Annotated in this window: 17 protein-coding genes; 13 read left to right on the top strand and 4 right to left on the bottom strand. The window is 60.2% G+C overall.

The window, feature by feature from the left end; translation table 11 throughout:
* The 11 genes from IT585_01865 to IT585_01815 all read left to right on the top strand — a co-directional run.
* Nucleotides 1-516, top strand: a 516-nt coding sequence (locus IT585_01865) for a DUF3108 domain-containing protein (GenBank protein MCC6961979.1), incomplete at its 5' end; no start/stop codon positions are given.
* Between the two features lies 1 nt (nucleotide 517).
* Nucleotides 518-1450, top strand: a complete 933-nt coding sequence (locus tag IT585_01860) for a hypothetical protein (protein MCC6961978.1) — start codon at nucleotides 518-520, stop codon at nucleotides 1448-1450.
* 24 nt (nucleotides 1451-1474) lie between these two features.
* On the top strand, nucleotides 1475-3028 hold the full coding sequence (gene ftcD / locus IT585_01855; protein ID MCC6961977.1) for a glutamate formimidoyltransferase: 1554 nt from the start codon (nucleotides 1475-1477) through the stop codon (nucleotides 3026-3028).
* On the top strand, nucleotides 3013-3864 hold the full coding sequence (locus IT585_01850) for a PHP domain-containing protein (GenBank protein ID MCC6961976.1): 852 nt from the start codon (nucleotides 3013-3015) through the stop codon (nucleotides 3862-3864). Before ftcD ends, IT585_01850 begins: the two co-directional genes overlap by 16 nt.
* On the top strand, nucleotides 3861-5738 hold the full coding sequence (locus IT585_01845) for a gliding motility-associated C-terminal domain-containing protein (protein MCC6961975.1): 1878 nt from the start codon (nucleotides 3861-3863) through the stop codon (nucleotides 5736-5738). The genes IT585_01850 and IT585_01845 overlap by 4 nt, the downstream gene beginning before the upstream one ends.
* Entirely contained in the window at nucleotides 5735-6256 is a 522-nt protein-coding gene (locus tag IT585_01840) for a hypothetical protein (protein ID MCC6961974.1), read from the top strand. The genes IT585_01845 and IT585_01840 overlap by 4 nt, the downstream gene beginning before the upstream one ends.
* Before the next feature lie 41 nt (nucleotides 6257-6297).
* A complete protein-coding gene (locus IT585_01835) occupies nucleotides 6298-8220 on the top strand; it encodes a TonB-dependent receptor (protein MCC6961973.1) in 1923 nt (640 codons plus the stop codon).
* 10 nt (nucleotides 8221-8230) lie between these two features.
* Nucleotides 8231-8779, top strand: coding sequence for an HD domain-containing protein (locus tag IT585_01830; protein ID MCC6961972.1), 549 nt, complete (start codon nucleotides 8231-8233; stop codon nucleotides 8777-8779).
* Between the two features lie 63 nt (nucleotides 8780-8842).
* Nucleotides 8843-10189 (top strand): MFS transporter, encoded by a 1347-nt coding sequence (locus tag IT585_01825; protein ID MCC6961971.1) that lies wholly within the window; start codon nucleotides 8843-8845, stop codon nucleotides 10187-10189.
* 78 nt (nucleotides 10190-10267) lie between these two features.
* Nucleotides 10268-11716 carry a peptidoglycan DD-metalloendopeptidase family protein gene (locus tag IT585_01820; protein MCC6961970.1) on the top strand — a complete coding sequence of 483 codons (1449 nt, stop codon included), beginning with the start codon at nucleotides 10268-10270 and terminating at the stop codon, nucleotides 11714-11716.
* Nucleotides 11717-11805: 89 nt separating this feature from the next.
* Complete coding sequence (locus tag IT585_01815) at nucleotides 11806-12150, top strand: carboxymuconolactone decarboxylase family protein (protein MCC6961969.1); 345 nt, start codon at nucleotides 11806-11808, stop codon at nucleotides 12148-12150.
* Between the two features lie 9 nt (nucleotides 12151-12159).
* On the opposite strand, the gene IT585_01810 is transcribed toward IT585_01815, so the two are convergent.
* Together IT585_01810 and IT585_01805 are read right to left on the bottom strand one after the other, a co-directional pair.
* The gene (locus tag IT585_01810; GenBank protein MCC6961968.1) at nucleotides 12160-12903 is read right to left on the bottom strand and encodes a CPBP family intramembrane metalloprotease; all 744 of its coding nucleotides are present in this window, start codon (nucleotides 12901-12903) and stop codon (nucleotides 12160-12162) included.
* A complete protein-coding gene (locus IT585_01805; protein ID MCC6961967.1) occupies nucleotides 12843-13031 on the bottom strand; it encodes a hypothetical protein in 189 nt (62 codons plus the stop codon). Before IT585_01805 ends, IT585_01810 begins: the two co-directional genes overlap by 61 nt.
* A 157-nt stretch (nucleotides 13032-13188) precedes the next feature.
* Here IT585_01805 and IT585_01800 point away from each other — a divergent pair, with 157 nt between their 5' ends.
* A complete protein-coding gene (locus IT585_01800) occupies nucleotides 13189-13692 on the top strand; it encodes a hypothetical protein (GenBank protein ID MCC6961966.1) in 504 nt (167 codons plus the stop codon).
* Entirely contained in the window at nucleotides 13689-13979 is a 291-nt protein-coding gene (locus tag IT585_01795) for a ribbon-helix-helix protein, CopG family (protein MCC6961965.1), read from the top strand. The genes IT585_01800 and IT585_01795 overlap by 4 nt, the downstream gene beginning before the upstream one ends.
* Here the strand turns inward: IT585_01795 and IT585_01790 are convergent.
* Both IT585_01790 and IT585_01785 read right to left on the bottom strand, forming a co-directional pair.
* Complete coding sequence (locus IT585_01790) at nucleotides 13939-16083, bottom strand: hypothetical protein (GenBank protein ID MCC6961964.1); 2145 nt, start codon at nucleotides 16081-16083, stop codon at nucleotides 13939-13941. The two genes, IT585_01795 and IT585_01790, sit on opposite strands and share 41 nt — an antisense overlap.
* 149 nt (nucleotides 16084-16232) lie before the next feature.
* Nucleotides 16233-19277, bottom strand: a complete 3045-nt coding sequence (locus IT585_01785; GenBank protein MCC6961963.1) for a hypothetical protein — start codon at nucleotides 19275-19277, stop codon at nucleotides 16233-16235.
* Nucleotides 19278-19334: the final 57 nt, after the last annotated feature.

The raw sequence follows: 19334 nt of genomic DNA, 5'->3' as shown, positions 1-19334 counted from the left end.
GTGCGGGACACGATCATCGCGCAGATCGACGCGGAAGGGATTTTCGCGCACTACTCGAAGCGGATGCTGCACGAGGGGAGTTATAATTCGGAGCGGGAGATTATCTTCCAGCCGGAGCTGAGCCGGGCGATTACGCGCAAGGGCACGGACGATATCGACACGGTAGCGATCGGTGCGTTTTTCCATGACGTGATATCGGCGTTCTACTATGTGCGGTCGCTGCCACTGGAAGTGGGGCAGACGGTTCGGCTCAATTACGTTGGGCACGATTCGGTGTCGGTGTTGAACGTCAATGTACTCAAGCGGGAAACGGTGTCGGTACCGGCAGGAGAATTCAAGTGCATCGTGGTGGAGCCAATGTTGACCTCGGCGGGGGTGTTCAAGCAGGAGGGCGAGGTCAAGGTGTGGCTGACGGATGACCGGTTGAAGATGCCGGTGCTGATGAAGAGCAAGGTGATCGTGGGGTCGATTCACGCCGAGTTGACGGAATTCAAGCTGGGCAATCTGAACTGGTAACATGAAGCAGATCGATCTTGGCCGGCTCAAGGTGCGCTCGATCAAGGGGCGCCATTCGAAGGTGCATCGTTCACAATTCGACCTGAAGCTGGCGAGTGCGGGGGTCGCGGAGTTCGTCGAGTCGTTACCGGAGATTTTGAAGGGCGCCGATTTAAAGAGGCTGGCTGCGGCCTTGGTGACGGCGCAGCGCAAGAAGAAACCGATACTGTGGATGTTCGGCGCGCACGTAATCAAGGTCGGTCTGGCGCCGCTATTGTGCGAGATGATGCAACGCGGCTGCGTGCAAATGCTTTCGACGAATAATGCCGCGTTGATCCACGATCTGGAGCTGGCGTTTTTCGGGCAAACCTCGGAAGATGTCGAAGCGGCATTGGCGGAGGGGGAATTCGGGATGACGCAGGAGACCTGCCAGCACTATGCCGGCGTCTTGGCGATCGCCCGGACAGAGAAGACGGGACTCGGCGAAGCGGCCGGGCGCTATATCAACGGCCGGAGGGCCAAGTACCGGCAGCGGTCGGTTTTTGCGGTGGCGCAGCAACTGGGGATTCCGGCAACGGTGCACGTGGCAGTGGGGACGGATATCGTAAATGCGCACGATTCGTATGACGGCGCGGTGGTCGGGGCGGCCTCGCAGATCGATTTCAAGATTCATTGTCACCATGTCACGCGGCTGAAGAACGGCGGGGTGGCGCTGAATTTCGGGTCGGCGGTGATCATGCCGGAGGTGTTTTTAAAGGCGCTGGCAATTGCACGCAACCTTGATCCGAAGTTCACCCGTTTCACCTGCGCGAATTTCGACATGATCGGGCTTTACCGCCCGCGGAATAATTTTGTAACGCGCCCGCGTTTGCTGGGCGCGACGACATTCGATTTCTCCGGTCACCACGAGATCATGCTGCCTTTGTTATGGGCGGCCGTGCGCGACCGGATCTGATTATCGGCTCGGGAGTTTCTCGTTATGGCAAAGATCGTGGAGTGCGTTCCGAATTTCTCCGAAGGGCGGCGACCGGAGGTGATCAAGCAGATCACCGATGCGATTACCTCGGTGCCGGGGGTGGTGCTGCTGGACGCCGAAATGGACAAGGATCACAATCGCGCGGTCGTGACCGTGGCGGGCGAGCCGACGGCGGTCAAGAACGGCGTGTTCCTGGGGATCAAGAAGGCGGCCGAGCTGATCGATTTGCGGACGCATCAGGGTGAGCATCCGCGGATGGGTGCGACCGATGTGTGCCCGTTTGTGCCGATCAGCGAAATCACGGTGGAAGAATGCATCGAGCTGGCCAAGTCGCTGGCGGAGAAAGTGGGAAGCGAGCTGCAAATTCCGGTCTATCTTTACGACCAGGCGGCGACCCGACCGGATCGAGTGAGCCTGCCTGACATTCGCAACAAGCACGGGCAGTACGAGGGGATCAAGGCGACAATCGCGACCGACGACACGCTGGTCCCGGACTACGGGCCGCGGCGGGTGCATGAACAGGCGGGAGCGATTGCGATCGGCGTGCGGCAGTTCTTGATCGCGTTTAACGCTTACCTGGGCACGAATGACATCAAGGTAGCGCAGCGGATTGCCAAGGCGATTCGGGCTAACTCGGGCGGGTTTGCGTATTGTCGCGCCCTCGGATTCGAGATCAAGGACCGCAATTGCGTGCAGGTGTCGATGAACCTGATCAACTACCAGTTGACGCCGATTTACCGGGTGCTGGAGACGATCAAGTCGGAGGCGGCGCGCTGGGGAACGAATGTGACCTCGACCGAGATTGTCGGGCTGGTGCCGCTGGATGCGATATCGAACAGCGCGCGCTGGTACCTGATGCTGGAGAATTTCAGCAAAGAGCAGATTCTTGAGGCCAAGCTGCAAAAGTCCGCGGAGGAGCAGGGGAGTCGCGGCGGCTTGAGTACGTTCGTCGAGAGCGTGGCGTCGTCGGCGCCGGCGCCGGGCGGCGGTTCGGTGTCGGCGGCGGCGGGTTCGCTGGCGGCGGCGCTGGCGGCGATGGTGTGCCGGCTGACATTGGGGAAGAAGAAGTACGCCGAGGTGCAGGACCAGGCCGACGAGATTCTGAAGCGGGCGGACGCGCTCAAGGATGAGCTGTACGAACTGGTCGCGCGCGATGCGGCATCGTTCGATGCCGTGATGGCGGCGATGAAGCTGCCGAAGGAGTCGCCGGAACAGCAGGCGGCGCGAACGGCGGCGGTTCAGGCGGCGACGATTACCGCGACGCGAACGCCGCTGGAGACGATGCAGAAGGCGCTGGCGGCGATCGGTCTGGCGATGGAGATTGCGAAGATCGGGAATGTCAATTCGATCTCGGATGCCGGCGTGGGTGCGCTGATGGGTCACGCGGCCGTGCAGGGGGCGTTCTACAATGTTCAGATCAACTTGCCGGGGATTGCCGACAAGCGAGTGGCGGCGGAAATCGACGGGGAGGCGCGCAAAATCCTGGCGGCAGCGGAAACTCAGGCGAAGCGCGCGCGTGAAATTGTTATCGAGAAGATCGGATGTCCGGCAAGCTGATTGATCTGCATATGCACACGCATTTCTCCGACGGCCGCTGTACGCCGCAGGAGACGGTGGCGATTGCGGCGGAGCGGCGGCTGGCGGCGATTGCGATCACCGATCATGACTCGCTGGATGCGCTGCCGGAGGCGGAGGGATGTGCCGACAAATTGGGCATTGAATTTGTGACGGGCATCGAGTTGTCCTGCACGTATCAGAATTCCGACATCCACATGCTGGCGTACTTCATCGACTGCAACTACAAGCCGCTGGCGGAGAAGGTGACGTTTTATCAGGCCGAGCGGTTGAAGCGGGGGGAGATGATGGTGAAGAAGCTGAACGAAATGGGAATCGACTTGCGGATGGACACGGTCAAGCGGATGGCGGGATCGGGGGTCGTGGGCCGGCCGCACGTGGCGGATGCGCTGTTGTCGGAGGAATTCGTGCAGACGTTTGACGAGGCGTTCAGCCGGTATCTGGGCTATCACGCGCCGGCGTACGTGCCGAAGACCTTCTTTGATCCGGTGGAGGCGATCGAGCTGGTACACGAGGCCGGCGGGCTGGCGATCATGGCGCACCCGGGGACGGCCAAGCGCGACGACACGATCGATTATTTCAAAGAGATCGGGATGGACGGGATCGAAGTGTACCATTCCAAACATACACCGCAGCAGGTGCGTCATTACAAGAGCATTGCCGAGAAGAAGAATCTGCTCATCTCCGGCGGGTCAGACTGGCATGGCCGTCCCGATCCGCGCGCCGAGATGGGGAGCCAGCGTGTACCTTATGAAGTACTTGTTCGCATGAGAGAATACTTAGCCGCTCGAACTTCCAGCCGCAAGGAGCCATCGTGAGTCTGCATGTTTCTGCCCTCCTAACCGCGTTCGTTTTCCTGGTGATCAATTCCTTCAGTTACGCCTTGCCGACGGCGGCGATGAGCCGGGCGGAGCAATTGGCGGCGGCCCTGGCAGCAATGCAAGAGCGTGCGGCGCTGGCGGGTGTAGAGCCGGAGCAGCCGGCGGCGCTGGTCAAGTGCGGGTTGCCGGCGGTGTTTCAACTGCGGGCCTACGAGAAGTTGCTGGGCAAGCAGGCGGGGATTTCGGAATTCCTGGCGCGGCCGACGGATGCCGATTTTCCGGAGATCTACGATTCGCCGGGCGGGCACTTCAAGATTCATTATACGACGGCGGCGGGGGATCGCGATCGGATCGACGAGAGCTACGGCGATCACAACAGCAACGGAGTCCCGGATTATCCGGAGATTGTTGCGTTGGTGTGCGATTCGGTCTGGGATCATCATATCAATCAGCGGGGCTTCCGCGAGCCGATCAATGACCAGAATCACGGCGGGGGCGATGCGCGCTATGACGTGTACATCCGCGACGTCGGCGGCCAGGTTTACGGTATCACGTGGGCGGATCAGGCCGTGGCGGACGGGCCGATGGTGAAGGCGACGTCCTGGATGGAGTTGGACAACCACTATGAGCAGTACCAGGGCTATGACACGCGACCGCTGGACGCGATGCGGGTGACGGTGGCGCACGAGTTTCTGCACGCGATTCACCTGGCTTACGATGCCGAGGAGTTGTGCACCGACGCGAACTGCACGCCGGCGCTGCAGAATCCGTACTGGTTCGAGATGTCCTCGGTGTGGGCGGAAGAGGACACATACGACAACATCAACGACTATTATTTGTATTTGGAATTCTACCTGGACCAGGTTCACCGGTCACTGCGTTACATTTCCGAGACGGGTCTGAACATCTACGGCGCCGCACTGATGCCGATCTATTTGAGCCAGTTGTACGGGCGCGATTTGGTGCGGCTGGTGTGGGAGCGCTGCGGCGAGGTCCCGGGGGAGAATCTCCTGAGCGGAGCGTTGCAAGGGGCGCTGGACGAGATCAGCGGCGGCGCGGTCGACCTGGAGAAGGCGTGGCTGGAGTATGGAAAGGCGCTCTTTTTCACCGGCACGCGGGCGCGGCCGGGGAAGTTTTTCGAGGAAGCGGCCAATTACGCGATGGTGCCGGATAACGCCGGCAGTCCGCTGCGTCCGTATATCCGGTACTATTCGCAGTATCCGGTGACCAAACAGCAGGCGAGCGACAATGCGTTCTTACCGTCGGAGCTGGGGTTCAATTACCTGGTATTCAGCACCGGCACAATCGACTCGGTGTTTACGATGAATTTCGAGGGGGCGGTGAGCACGCCAATTCCGACCGATTGGCGGATTGCGATGACCGGGTATGACCGTTTCAATCTCAATGCACCCTTGAAAGTTGATCCGACGCACTATCAGAACTTTGGGCTGATTCAAGAGCGCAACCTGACGGCCGTCACGGATCTGCTCGGGGTGGTAACGATTGTGAACCCGGAACTGAGGCGGAAGGACAATTTCTATCGCTTCGAAGTGACCAACACATCGGTGGTGATCAAGGAGAATACGGTAACGTTCGTCAACACCAAGTTCCTGCTCTCGGAAGGCGACGACCATGCCTTCTATGTGATCGTGCAACCGGCAGCGAAGGCGCAGGTCAACATGACGATCTTCAACGCCGCGGGGGAAGAGGTCTACCAGTCGGGGACCTACGAGCCGGCGGCCGGAGAGCGGTATCCGATTCAATGGAATGGCCGCAACAACGACCGGGAAGAAGTCGCCTCGGGGGTGTATGTCGTGCAGGTGCGCATCGGTGACGAGACCACCCACAAGAAGATCCTCGTGATCAGGTGAACGCGCGCCGCGTTGCCGCCATCGGCATCTTTGCCGCGCTGGCTTACGCCGGCTCGTTTGTGCTGCTCGCGCTCCCCAATGTCACGCTGTCGATCCTGATCGTTTTCTACGCCGGCTTCTACCTGGAGAGCCTGGCGGGGATGGCGGTCGGAATCATCGCGGCGCTAATCATTTCATTGTTCAATCCGTATGGTTTGGCGCCGCCGCCGGTGCTGGCGGCGCAGGTCCTGGGGTATGCGCTAGTCGGGCTACTGGGTTCGGGGTCGCGGCGGCTGGTGGATGCTGCGTCAAAGGCCGTGCGATACGTGTGGCTGGTGTTGATGGGAATCGTCAGCGCGCTGATCTATATGACGCCGGTGTCGGTGGCGGATGCGTATCTCTTCGGGCCGTTCTGGGAGCGCTTGGCGTTGTCGGCGCCATTTGTGTTGGTGACCGTCGGCAGTAATGTGCTGTTCTTCGTGATCCTCTTTCCCGTCCTTGCGAAACTCAAAAAGTTGGGTATTTTCCCAGTCAACTAGTGTCGGGGCGCCGGGGCTGCGCTGGTCCGGCACGGAATGTCATGAAACACTCTCAGCGCCATCCCGCCGTTACTTTTGTTGCCGTCGCTCTTGTGATGATCTGCGGGGCTGTATACTGCCCGGCGCAGACGACCGAGGCAATTGGCGACTCAGCAAGGGCGGTGGGGGACACGGTCGAAGTGGCGGCGCCAACCGATACTGCGACGATCGTGTGGCCGCGGGAGTTTCGGGACAGCGTGATGGTGTTGCTGGCCGGGGAGCAGGGCTGGCTGCTCAGGCTCGACCTGCCGCAGGCGACGTCGCGGTGGAAGATGAACCCGGCGCTGGCGCGGTACTCCGTGACGCCGTGGGGAGATTTCGAGAGTTTCTACGCGGCGGGGTTGGCGCCGGCAGCGCTGTCGCGATATGATATGTTCGCTGGGGATCAGTCCTTTGCGAATCCGGTGCCGTTGCCGTACGGGGAGGATTTCTTGCGCACGGAGACGGCGGATTTTGAGATGTTACTGTGGCCCGGGTCGGCGGCGGTGATGGCGCCGTTTGGACGGGCGTTGACGATGGTGCAGCGGCTGGAGCGGATTCCGTCGGACACGGCGCACAGCTCGATCTATGTGACGCGCGGGCGCGGGGGATTTGCCAACACGACATTTCGATTCCAGAACTATTTTGGACCAGTAGGATTTTTGGCGGCGGACGGCAGTTTCCAGAAGATGGACGGGCTATACTTCTCGTCCAACAGCAAGCTGGAACGAATGCGGTTTGTGGCTGCGCCAGATGTTGGGCGGCGACTGAAGCTGGATTTGCTGTACGCGTTCAACCGGCTGAAGGGGGATCGGTTGATCTTTCCGTCGGCGTATGGGTACTCGGGATATAGCAGCGATTACGAGGGGACATATGCGGCGCAGGCGCGGTATTATGCCGGGCCGACGTCGGTGTACGCGTTCGACGTGTCTTACAAGAGCGCGGATCAGAAATTCAACGATGTGAAGTTGCGAACGGCGCAACGATTCAAGGTCGTCGATGTACGGGTGGCGAATCAGCGCGAAGCGGGCCGACATCAATTGGAGTTGGCGGTGGATTCGCGGTATTGCCGCTACACCGATAAGGGGGAGACGACAAACGCCCTATATTACAGTGGCGGCGTGAGCGACATCGTGGCACTGAATGCGAGGACGACGGCTTATGCGCATCTGGCGGTGACGGGATCATCGGACCTGACGCCGCGACCGACGGCGGTAGCGATGATCGTCGGGTCGCTGTCGGAGGAAATCACGGCGAGTGTGACGGCCTCGCATGCGGCGATCGTGCCGACGGCGGAGATGATGTACGGCGTCGACAAGAGTGCGGCAATTGAGGCGGATTCGGTGGATTACCGCCTGCGGCCGAGCGATGATCTCGATATCGGGTCGGCCAGCGGCGTGGAGGCCAGTTTGGAGCGCCGATCGGAGTGGCTGTGGTTGCGGTTGCGCGGCGGGTATTTTCATTTAGAGGAGATGCCGGCGTGGACAGTCAGCTTCGATTCGTTGAAGTACGGCGAGTTTAGCGCGGCGGGGATTGACCGCAACGTTTGGCTGGTCAGTCTGGAGTCACAGTGGCGGATGCATCCGCGACTGGAGGCGGAGGTGAGTTATGGGCTGCGACGGGTGACGACGGCGGGCGAAAATCTGACGTTCGGTCCGGCGCACACGGCGACTGGGATCGTGATGTACAAGTTGCCGATCCGGCGGTTCCTGGTTGATCTGCATTTCGGCGCAGGGGCCAAGCTGCGGTCGGCGGCGGATCGCAACTTCGTTGGAGCGCCGGAGGACGGCGCGTTGACAGCAGACACGTATTTCACTTTTGATCTCAAGAGCTTTCATTTCTTCTTCAACTTCGAGAATGTCTTCGACACGAAGTACACGGTGGCCGGCTTGGATCAGCGCGGCCGTTCGGTCTGGTGGGGCTTTAATTGGGCGTTTCTGGATTAGGAAGAGACGGATGAATCGAACCGAGGCATTGGAACTGGTGCGGGCGAAGGTGGGGCAGGAAAATCTGGTTAAGCATATCATCAGCGTCGAGGCGGTGATGCGGCGGCTGGCGGAGCATTTTGGGGAAGACGTCGAGCGCTGGGGGATGGTCGGGTTGCTGCACGATCTCGATTATGTGGAGACGATGAACGCGCCGGAGCGGCACACCTTCGTCACCCGCGAGTGGCTGGCGGCGTATCCGGAAATCGACGAGGAAATGCAGTATGCGATTCACTGCCACGCCGACCACAAGCCGTGTTTGTCGAGGATGGACTGGTCGTTGTATGCGACCGATCCGACGACAGGACTGATTACGGCGGCGGTGATGATGCATCCGTCGCGCAAGCTGGCGGAGCTGCAGGTGGCATCGATCATGAAGCGATTCAAGGACAAACGTTTTGCTGCGGGGGCGCGGCGCGAGGGGATCGCCAAATGCTCGGAACTGGGCTTGACACTGGAAGAATTTCTCGGTCTGGCGCTCGAGGGGATGCGGTCGATCGCGCCGGAGCTGGGGTTTTGAGCGCGGGCGGCAAGCGCTAATCAGACGCTAACAGGCAGCGGGGCGGTTCGGATAGACGAATTCATGGCAGCAGTCACGGCAACGCGGGAGATGCGTAAGGCGCAGATCGGCTGGATCATCTACGACTTTGCGAACACGATTTTCTCGATGAATATCGTGACGTATTTTTTCGCGTCGTGGCTGATCAATGAGCTGGCGCTGGAGGACATCTATTTCAGCCTGGCGTATTCGGCCTCGATGCTGGCGGTGGCGTTGACGCTGCCGGCGCTGGGACGGCGCGCCGATCACCACGGCACGCGACTTGATCACCTGCTGGTGTTCACGCTGCTGTGCGTCGGATTCACAGAGTTGATTGCGCTGACGGCTTTGCTGCAGTCGCTTTACACGGCGCTGATCGTGGTGATTCTGGTGCTGTTTGCGGCGGCGAATTATTTTTACGAAGGCGGGCTGACGTTCTACAATGCGCTGATCAGCGATGTGTCGACGCCGGAGAACATCGGCAAGATCTCCGGCCTGGGCACCGGCATCGGGTATGCCGGCTCGTTGTGCGGGTTGCTGATGGTTTATCCGCTGTCGACACTGACGATCTGGCCGGGGGTGTCGGGGAGCGTGTACACGTTTCTACCGACGGCGCTGCTGTTTGCGCTGTTTGCGATCCCGACATTCCTGTGGGTGAAAGAGCGACCGGCGGTACAGGGGCACATTCCGGCGCGCGAGAGTTTCTGGGTCGGGCTGCGCCGGTCGTTGAAGGAGACGCGTGATTATCCGGGGCTGTTACGGTTCATGATCGGCAATTTCCTGATCGCGGATGCGGTGAACACGGTAATTCTGTACATGTCGGTGTACTCGCAGTCGGCGGTAGGCTTTGTCGAAACGGACAAGCTGATTCTGTTTGCGGTGTCGACGACGGTGGCGCTGTTCGGTTCGATTTTGTTCGGCTACATCACGGACTGGCTGAAAGCGAAGACGGCGTTGATGATTACGGCGGCGGGATGGGTTGTGTGCTTGCTGGCTGCTTCGGTGGCGGCGTCGAAAGCAGTGTTCTTCGTGATTGGAGGCTTAGTCGGCATCTTCTTAGGGGCGGTCTGGACGACCTCGCGGCCACTTCTCAACAGCCTGGCGCCGGCGGAGAAGCTGGGTCAATTTTACGGAGTGTTGTCGCTGTGCTCGAAAGCGGCAGCCATTGTTGGGCCGCTTCTATGGGGGCTGGTTGTGCTGTTCGGCAAGTCGGACCAACCGCTGGGGCAGGTGACGCTGGATTGGCTGGGGGCGTTGGGAATCGGCGATCCGGCAGCGTTGGCGGGGTCGATTCACCACCGGCTGGCGCTGGTAGCGCAAGTGGTGCCGATGTTGATCGGATTGTGGGTGCTGCGCAAGCTGCCGAATCGGCGGCGGTATCAGGCGCCGTAGGGGCCGGACAAGTCCCGATTGCCAAATTCGGGAATTGCATTATATTCACCTCAGCAACTCTACTTACCGGAGACATTCTTGCGAACCGCGATTTTCATTGTTCTTACTCTATGCTTTGCCGGCAGCGCGCAGGCGACGATCCCGTGGCCGATGGAGCCGTTTGACTCGGCGCAGCCGCTGGGGAACAGTTACGGCGAGTACCAGGACTATGGCGGGTCGCCGTACATGCATCCGGGGATCGATATCCTGCGACCGGCGGGGACGGCGGTCTATGCCGTTAAGGCGGGGTGGGTCAAGGCAGTTCTGACGACATCGGCGGAATTGCACTGGCGCGTGGCGATCGGCGACAGCGCGGGAGCCGACAGTTGCGACGGCTGGTTGTATGCGCACCTGGATGAGCCGACAATCGCCGTGTCGCTGGGGCAGCATGTGGACAGCGGGACATTCTTGGGCAATATCGTGCAATGGCCGGTGGCGGATTTTCACCATTTGCACTTCGTCAAGATTCGCGACGCTGGACTGGTGTGGACGGCGAATTGGCGGTTTGTGGGCAATCCGCTCGACGAGCTGGTGAACATCGATGATTTCGCGCCGCCATTCTTTGTCGACATCAACTCGGGAACGCCGTTTCGATTCTGCCGCGACAACAGCGACACGTACTTCAACGTCGGGGTGCCGATCAATGGGGATGTCGACATCATCGCGAAGGCGCATGACCGAGTCGGGCATCCGACCTGGGTGTTGTGTCCGTACGAGATGGGGTATGAGATTCGCTCCGATTCGGTGATGCTGGGGCCGTTTCTTTCATTTCGATTCAGCGGTGAGTTGTTGTGGGACCAGTCGCAGCACACGGTGTTCAAGAATTCGGGGCCGTGCAATTCGCAAGCCGACTATGACTTTCGTCAATTCTATGAGATCCTCACCAATCACGACAACGATCCGTTGATTACGCCGTACGACATCGGCGGCAAGTGGGCGACGGGGCAGGTGCCGAACGATACTTACACGATCCGCGCCTGGGCGAAGGACCGCTACGGCAACCTGGCGGTCGACAGCATGACGGTAACGACAGCGAACTTCTACACGATCACGCTCAATCTGGCAACGACCGACGGTAATCCGCATGCGCGCGACTTTATTGTGCAAGTTCCGTATACCGGCATCAACGACACGACGGAGACGGGCACGCCGAGCTACACCAGTCAACCGGCGGGGCGTTATCTGGTTGCGGTGGCGAGAAACGGCTACGTGGCGCAGAGCAGCATCCGGGACGTCTTCGGTAACTTGGTTGAAGATATCACGCTGGCGCCAGCAGCGTTTATCAACGGCGACGTCGACTTCAACGGGATCGTGAATGTGTCGGATGCCGTGTACCTGATCAATTATATTTTCGCGGGCGGGCCGTATCCAGTGCCGTGGGCGGCGGCGGTGGCGATCGATGCCAGTCCGAATGTCAGCATTTCCGACGTCGTTTTCCTGATCAACTACATCTTTGCCGGCGGACCGGCGCCGGGGACGCAAAAGTGATTATCAGGTGATGATCGCAAACTGCGCCGCGCACCTGCCATTGCTTTCCTGACCATTCCCCTCTATATTCGGCGCCACAGGAGGAATCTATGTCGGAACGATTGGAGCAATTTCGCGCCTACCGCGAGAAGATGAATGAGCGGATTTTGGCGGAAAAGCACCAGCAGATCAATCGCTTCTTCGCGCTGGATACGCGCACGTATGAGGCGGGGGCGCTGGACGCCCGAACCAAGGAGATGCTGGGGCTGGTGGCCTCGCTGGTGCTGCGCTGCGATGATTGTATCGCGTATCATGTGATTCAGTGCAAGCGGGAAGGCGTGGAGCGCCCGGAGTTTTTTGAGATCTTCAACGTCGGACTGGTCGTAGGGGGATCGATCGTGATTCCGCACCTGCGGCGGGCGGTGGAGTTGCTGGACGAACTGGAGAAGGAGTAGCGGGCGACGTCAGATATCGGCGACGAAGGTCGCGGCGATGTCCTGCAGGAAGTGGGCGATGATGCCGGGATAAAGGGAGCGGGTGGCAAGAAAGAGGGCGGAGAACATGAGACCGTAGACGAAGATGAGAAGAAAGCCACCGAAGCCCTGGTAGAGATGGCCGGAGGCGAAGGCGACGGAGGAGATGAGGACGCCGATCCAGCGGCGATTGCCGGTGAGCAGGGCCAGACGCGTGATCAGATAGCCGCGGAAGGTGATTTCCTCGGAGAAGGCGACGACCACGCAGAGCAGCGCCCAGACCGATCGTTCACCTGAAGTGTGCGGCAACAAGGGGGTGATTTCGGCGATGCTGGCGGGGGCGTGCGAGAGCACGAGATTCTGCAGTAGCATCAAGGCGAAATTCGCGGCGACGAGGAACGTGATGCCGACGGGCAAAGACCACCAACGGAAGCGACCAAGTCCGATGCCGGAGGGGGAATCACGCTCGGAGCGCACGGCGATGGCGACGATCAGCAAAGTTGCCAACTGGAACGCCATGGTCGGCAGGTAGACCTCGGTGATCGGGTTGGCGGTTTCTTGGGCGAGATTGAGTTGGTCTTCAACAAAGAGGAACGACGCGAGCGGCCAGACGAGAGCTAACAGCGTCAGGACGGCATAGGAGATGATCGTCAGGCGGGGGACCGGCGGCGGTTCTACCGACGCAGGCGGGCCAGCACCAGGGCTATCCCCACGATAATCAGAATAATCGGCCACGATTTACGCACCGGCGGAATGACTTCGAGATTGGCGAGGAGAAAGAACAGGCCGATGCCCAGCACGATCAAGCCGCCGGTCAGACTATGACGCCGGAGCGGCTGCGACGGTTCATTCGGTTCGGTCATGGTTGGACGATTCCTCACTGGAAGTTCATGTCGGGGCAACTTACGCGGCGGCAGCCCGGTGCGCAAGCGCAAATTCGCGGTGATGATTGATGTGATCTTCACCTGATTCCCAAGACGGGCGCGGGCGGGTTGATTGCGCGTGAAGGAGGTCGACGGTATGGGACTACGGTTCTACTCATGGATTGCAGAAGCGCGCGGGGAGTCGGCGTGGACGGCTGAAGGCGGTTTGCAGAGGCGGCGGCAGCAGGAGCGGCGGGCGGAGGCGGTGCAAGGGGCGTTGGAACGGCTGGCTCCGGTCGAGCGCGTGATTCTGCAGCGGCACTTTTGGGAAGGGGCTTCGCTGGCGGAGATTGCGCTGGCCGACGGCAGCCGGCTGGAGCGGGTGTTGACGCAGTATCGGGGAGCGCTGCGCAGGCTGGAGCGGTTTTTGGCGGATTTCGCGAAGGAGGAGTTCGGGATTGAGGGAATGGCAGAGCGGTGCGTCATTTGCGCGGCACCAGAGCGCGCAGCGATCGAGGCGCTTCTGGCGACGCGGCGTCCGGGGGAGGGATTTCGGCGGGTGATGGCGGTGCTGGAGTTGCGGTTCGGAATTCGGCTGGTCTCGAAGCAGACGCTGGTCGGACATCTGAAGTACCACTATCGAAAAGGAGCAAGAGAATGAAAGAGAAGGAGAAACGCAACGGGTACGCGGTGAATTTCTTCATCAGCGGTGCGCTGAAAGAGCAGCTGGAGGAATTGGCGCGCCGACAGGAGCGGACCCTGGCGGATGTGATCCGGCTGGCATTGCGGACAGCGGTGCCGGTCCTACGCGGGATGTGGGAGGCGGAAGACCGGCTGGTGGCGGACTGGGCGGCTCGGATCGCCGCCGGATCGGTGACGCCGAAGGTGTTGCGGGCGGCTACGGAGCTTAGTAGCAGGGACGGGGACCGTCGCGGTAGAGATAGTTGAGCAAAACTACGATGTCGATAGCGTTGGCGGTGCCGTCGCAGTTGACATCGGCCAGGTCCGGATCAGGCGTGATGTTGTAGCCGCGATAAAGATAGCGGATAAGCCACAGCGCATCGTTGAGGTTGAGACCGGGTTGGTCATCGAGGTCGCCCTGGAGGCGATTGACGCGCAGGTGCAGCAACGCAGAACCGGAAATCTGGGGCTGGCCGGAATCGGTGAGGCGAACGCCGATGTCGAAATCACCGGCAGTCGTCGGAAAGCCGGAGAGGAGGCCGTCGTCGGAAAGATCGAGACCTTCGGGAAGCGTCACGATGTAAGGTGCCCAGGCAACGGGCGGATGGCCGCCGGCGGCAGAGAGGCGATAGGAATAGAATTCGCCTCGGAAGGCCTCCGAGAGGGTATCGTCTATCGCAGTCAGATCGAAATCGGTTTGCCAGGCGTAGTTGATGACCCAGTTTTCGGGATCGAGATTGCAGGCGTCGGGACGGCCGGGCAAGAGGAAGCGGTAGAATTGCCGGGGGGAATCGGTGACAATACGTTCGACGATGGTCGTGTCGGCCAGGACGAAGGCGACATCGAGATCCGTCGCGAAGATCGGCTCGCCCTGCATCTGGCGCAGTTCAAGTTGCGTCACCCAACCGGAATCGGTCTGGTACGTGGTGAAGCCGTACTCAAACGAGGGGATCACGGGCTGATAGACCCACTGGTCGAAGTAGCGGCGCAGATCGCGACCGGAGACGGTTTCAGCGACGGCGCGAAAGTCCTCGGTGGTAGCGGAGCCGTACTTGTGCACCGATTCGCCATAGGTGCGGAGGATCGCAAAAAAGGTGGAATCGCCGGTCAGATAGCGCAGCGTGTGGAGGACAAAAGCGCCTTTGTCGTAGACGACGCGGTCAAAGATGTAGCCGACGACAGAAGTATCCTCGACATACACCTGCAGGTCGAGGTTAACCAGGTGCGACATATAGTTGCGAATTGCCGGCCAGCCCAAAGTGTGTTCGATCCAGAGGGCTTCGGAGTAACGGGCGAAGCCTTCATTGAGCCAGATATCGTGCCAGGTGCCGCAGGTGATCATGTCGCCCCACCACTGGTGGGCGAGTTCGTGGGCGATCAGCCAGTCGTGGAAGCCGCCCATCGAGGAGCAGGTCTGGTGTTCCATGCCGCCGCCCCAGAGGAATTGTGCATGACCGTACTTTTCGTTGATAAAGGGGTACTCGCCGTAGATGCTCGAGAAGAACTCGATCATCGGGACGACGAGGGCATTACTGGCGCGGTACTGGTCAATTTGCTGCGGGAACAGCCAGAACTCGACGGGCATGGTTTTTCCCTGATCGTGCAGGGTGTCGGCGTAGTGAGCGTAGTCGGAGATTGCCAGACTGACGAGGTAGGTCGAGATCGGATACGATTCGTGCCAGTGGGCGGTGCTGGTGCCGTCACCGTTGTCGACGAGAGAACGCAGGCTACCGTTGGAGACAACAGTGAGCGTGCTGTCGATGGTGACGATCATATCGACGGAATCGGCCTTGTCAGACGGATGATCTTTGCAGGGCCACCAAGTGCGGGCGAAAAAGGGCTCGGACAATGAGCTGATGACGAAGATATCCTGATAGCGGGCGAAAGTGAATGAACCAAAGCCCTGGTTGCCGGGGTTGCCATGGTAGAAGACGGTCACCGCAAATTCGGCGCCCGATTGCAAGCCGGGATAGTCAACGGTCAGAAGATCGCCGGCGAAGGTGAAGGTGGCGAGAGAGCCGGCGGCGCGAACGGAGTCGACGACCAGGTCGCGGTAGAAGTCGAAATCAAGCGCGGTGAGGGGAGAACCAAGCGCGCGGCCGACGATATCGACCTGGCCGACGATCGTCTGGCGGAGCGCGTCGATCTCGAGGTCGAGACGGTAGTATTGGGCGTCATAGAGTTTCTGGTTGTCCGTCAGCGGATACTGTTGCAGGCGTGTGGAGAGCGCGGACAAGCGTTGTTGATGCTGATGGATCAGCTTCTCGTCCTGAGGGAGGTACGGCGCGGGCTGAGCCAGGCTGGGGTTCGCGGCGCGAAGGAGCAACAGCGCGAACAGAAGTAATGGGACAGAGCGGAGTGAAAACGGCATGATCGAAATACTCATTCAAGATAACGCTGAAGCCGCAGTATCCGTTCAAGGAGTCGAATTTGCAATGCAAAAAAACGCCGCGCCCGGGACGATCCGGGCGCGGCGCTGAAAGGAGTCAAAGATTGACTAAGCTTTGACCGAGGTGCCCCCTAAATGCAGCCAGCCGGAGCCGGACCGCCGGCGAAGATGTAGTTAATCAAGTACACCGCGTCGGAGATCGAAATCGCTTTCGATCCGTCGGCGTCGCCGAGACAGGTCTGAGCCGGAGCCGGACCGCCCGCGAAGATGTAGTTGATCAAATACACAGCGTCGGAAATCGACCATGCACCGGAGTTGTCGGCATCGCCGCACTTGCAGAGTGCGCAAGCCGGAGCGCCGGTATAGACGTGAGCGCACAACCAGGCCTTGCCGCGATCCAGAATATTCTGGAAGTCGGCCAGGGAGGTCGAGCCTTCGGTGCCGGCGAAGATGACCGCAAAGCGCAACGTGTCATTGGTGGCGCCGTTGACGGTCGCATTCTTCTGGATGATCAGCACCGAGTTCAGGTCCTCGGTCGAGTCGGTGACGCTGTAACCGGAAGTGGCAGCCATCTTGTTCCACAAGGTGTCGTTTTCGTAACCACCGAGCGGATAGACGGTCACGTCGTTCTCCCAGACGAAGCCGCCGGCCATGGCTGTATTGTCGCGACGAACGCCGCGCATACCGGCATAGCGGTTCTGATTGGCACCGTACTTGCCGCGCTGGTAGACAGCCTGGCGCGAGGCGTCGGAACCGCCGACGTTGTCGGAACTGTCGTCCTGGACGTCAAGGTCGAGGGCATACGCGATCGTCAGGTTGGTAACGCTGCCGGTCGGGTTCTTGGCACCCTTGAACAGCCGGTACGAGGCGAGGATCACCTTGGCGGTATCGGGGCTCTTGGGGGCGTAGTAGTCAACGATGAACCCGAGGGTGGTGTCGCGGTTGGAACCGCGGCCGGAGGCGATCCGGTAAGTGCTGAAGGTGGTCGAATCGTAGGTCGTATTCGACTGCGCGTACAGGTAGCCGAACGGATTGTTGGCCGATGGCGCGCTGCCGCCGCCCTCGAAGATTTGATAGCTCATATTGGCGGCGGAGTTGCCGAGCACCAACGAGCCGTCAAACATCGGTTCGGTCTGATCGGAGAAGAAGTAGAACGACCGACCGGTTTCCTGATGCGAGTTGCGGCCTACCTGCGCCACGTTCATACGGACGAGGCTGGTGCGGATGGCGGCATCCTGCGGCAGGAAGAAGTTGGTAAACACGAAGAATTCCACCGGCACCTGGAACTGAGTCGGACCTTCGTAGCTGAAGGTGATCGTAGCCGAGTAGTAGCCTTCGGTCGCGATCGGGCCGGCGGTGACCAGCAGGGTCTGCGAATTGGTGCAGCCCGCGGGTACAGAGCCGCCAGCGGGCACGCTGAGCCAGCCGGAGCCGGAGTTGTAAGTAATCGTCCGGGTCCAGGTGGCCGACGCGTTACCGGAGTTGGTCAGCACGAGATTCTCGCTGTCTTGGCCGCCCGGGGCCGCATGCAGCAACGGATAGACCAATCCGGCCGGATTGGCGGTGACGTTGCGGTAGGTGTCCATCGGGAAGCAAGCCCGGCCGAGATACATGATCGGGCTGTAGGTTTCGGCGGTGGCATCGTTACCGACTGCCGAACCGGCATCCTTATCGTTCATGTACTCGATGTACAACGAGTCGGTGGAGTGCGGTGCGACGGTGGCAAAGTTGTCGTCGTCGCAGTTACCGGCGGTGCAACCGTCGGTGCGCGAGTTGGTCAGGTTGACCGGCGGGCCCCAGGTTTCACCATCGGTGGAAGAAGCCTGGGCGTAGATTTCGCCGTTCGGGAAGCCGCCCGCCGAGCAGTCGGTCAGAGCCGGCGTGGACGGATTGGTGTCACCGACGTAGCGGGTGTAGACCACATAGAGGGTCTTGGTAGCGCCGACGGTGCACTCGGCCAAACTGGCGCGACAGACGTTGGATTCAAAGGCCTTCATCTCGCAATTGTCATGGACATTGTTGGCGTCGATGATCAGCGAGATACACTGATTGCAGTCGTCGTAGTGGTACAGTTTGCCTTCCTGATCGGCAATCTGACCGGCGACGGAATCGTAGAAGGCGGCAGTGTAGACGACATGGAAGCAGCCATCGGAGGTAAACACGCAGTTGGCCTCCTGATTGGCGCGTTCCTTGGTGCCGGTCGCGTAGTTGGTGATGTTGACGACCGGACCCCAGGTGACGCCGAGGTCGGTCGACAGGCGATAGGCCGCATCGTTATTGGCGCGGCTGCCGACGTTTTGGCGGGACTTGGTGTAAGCGATTGCGACCTTATTGGAATTCGGGTCCTGGGCAATCGAATACGAGATCGCCTGCGTGGAGTCAATGAACTTGCCGCAGGAGGTGTAGGTCGTGAACGGCGTGCCGGTGCCGCGATAGTAGGACATGGCGCTAAAGTCGGAACCGGAGTTGCCTTCCATAGCGACCAGGTGGACGACCGGGTTCAGGCTGCCGTCGACGTCGCCGGCGACGCGCGGCCAGATATAGGGTTCGGTTGTCGAGCCGGACCAGATGTTCTCGCAGGTCGGGGCCGTGGAGGGCACGTCGACCATAGTGAAAGCACCGGCGCCGGAGGCAAAGTCGAGAGCCGAGGTCGAGCGGTAGGCGGCGAAAGACGCGCCATAACGCCAGACCGGCAGAGCCGAATTGCTAATTTGATCGACGTTGCACATGTGACCTTCGCGGGCATCGGAAATCACGAGGCCGCCGGGAAGGTCGAAGAACGTGGCGATGGAAGGCCGATAGCTGCCGTAGCGAACTTCACGCAGCGTATTGGCGACCAATTTGTGCGTCCAGACGAAGTGGACGCGGCCATCGCCGCCCTGGACGATCTGATGGCCCATGGCCGAGTTATGCTGGATGTCATAGGCGGAGTTGCCAATGACAATACCGGGGGAGGCCATGAAGCCGAGGGCGGTCGAATTAGAGCCGCCCGACTTGACGGGACGGTTGAGTTGCTGTAATTGGACATCAGTCAGCGGACGCTTCGAGCTTTCGGCGACGATGTCGCGCGGATCGATACCTGTGGCGGAGTTTGAGGATTTGGCGGCAAAAGCTGAAACCGACAACAGGCAGGCCACGTAGAACAAACTCACAAGGATCAGTGTGAGTTTTTTCATACTGTGTGCTCCTTTCAGATTAGTGAGTAGAGAAACGTTGCAAATTCGTAAACACAA

It is taken from the genome of Candidatus Zixiibacteriota bacterium (assembly GCA_020853795.1).
GTDB lineage: Bacteria > Zixibacteria > MSB-5A5 > CAIYYT01 > CAIYYT01 > JADJGC01.
Note: the sequence above shows the minus strand (reverse complement) of the source record. Positions and strands in the feature narration are given on the sequence as shown.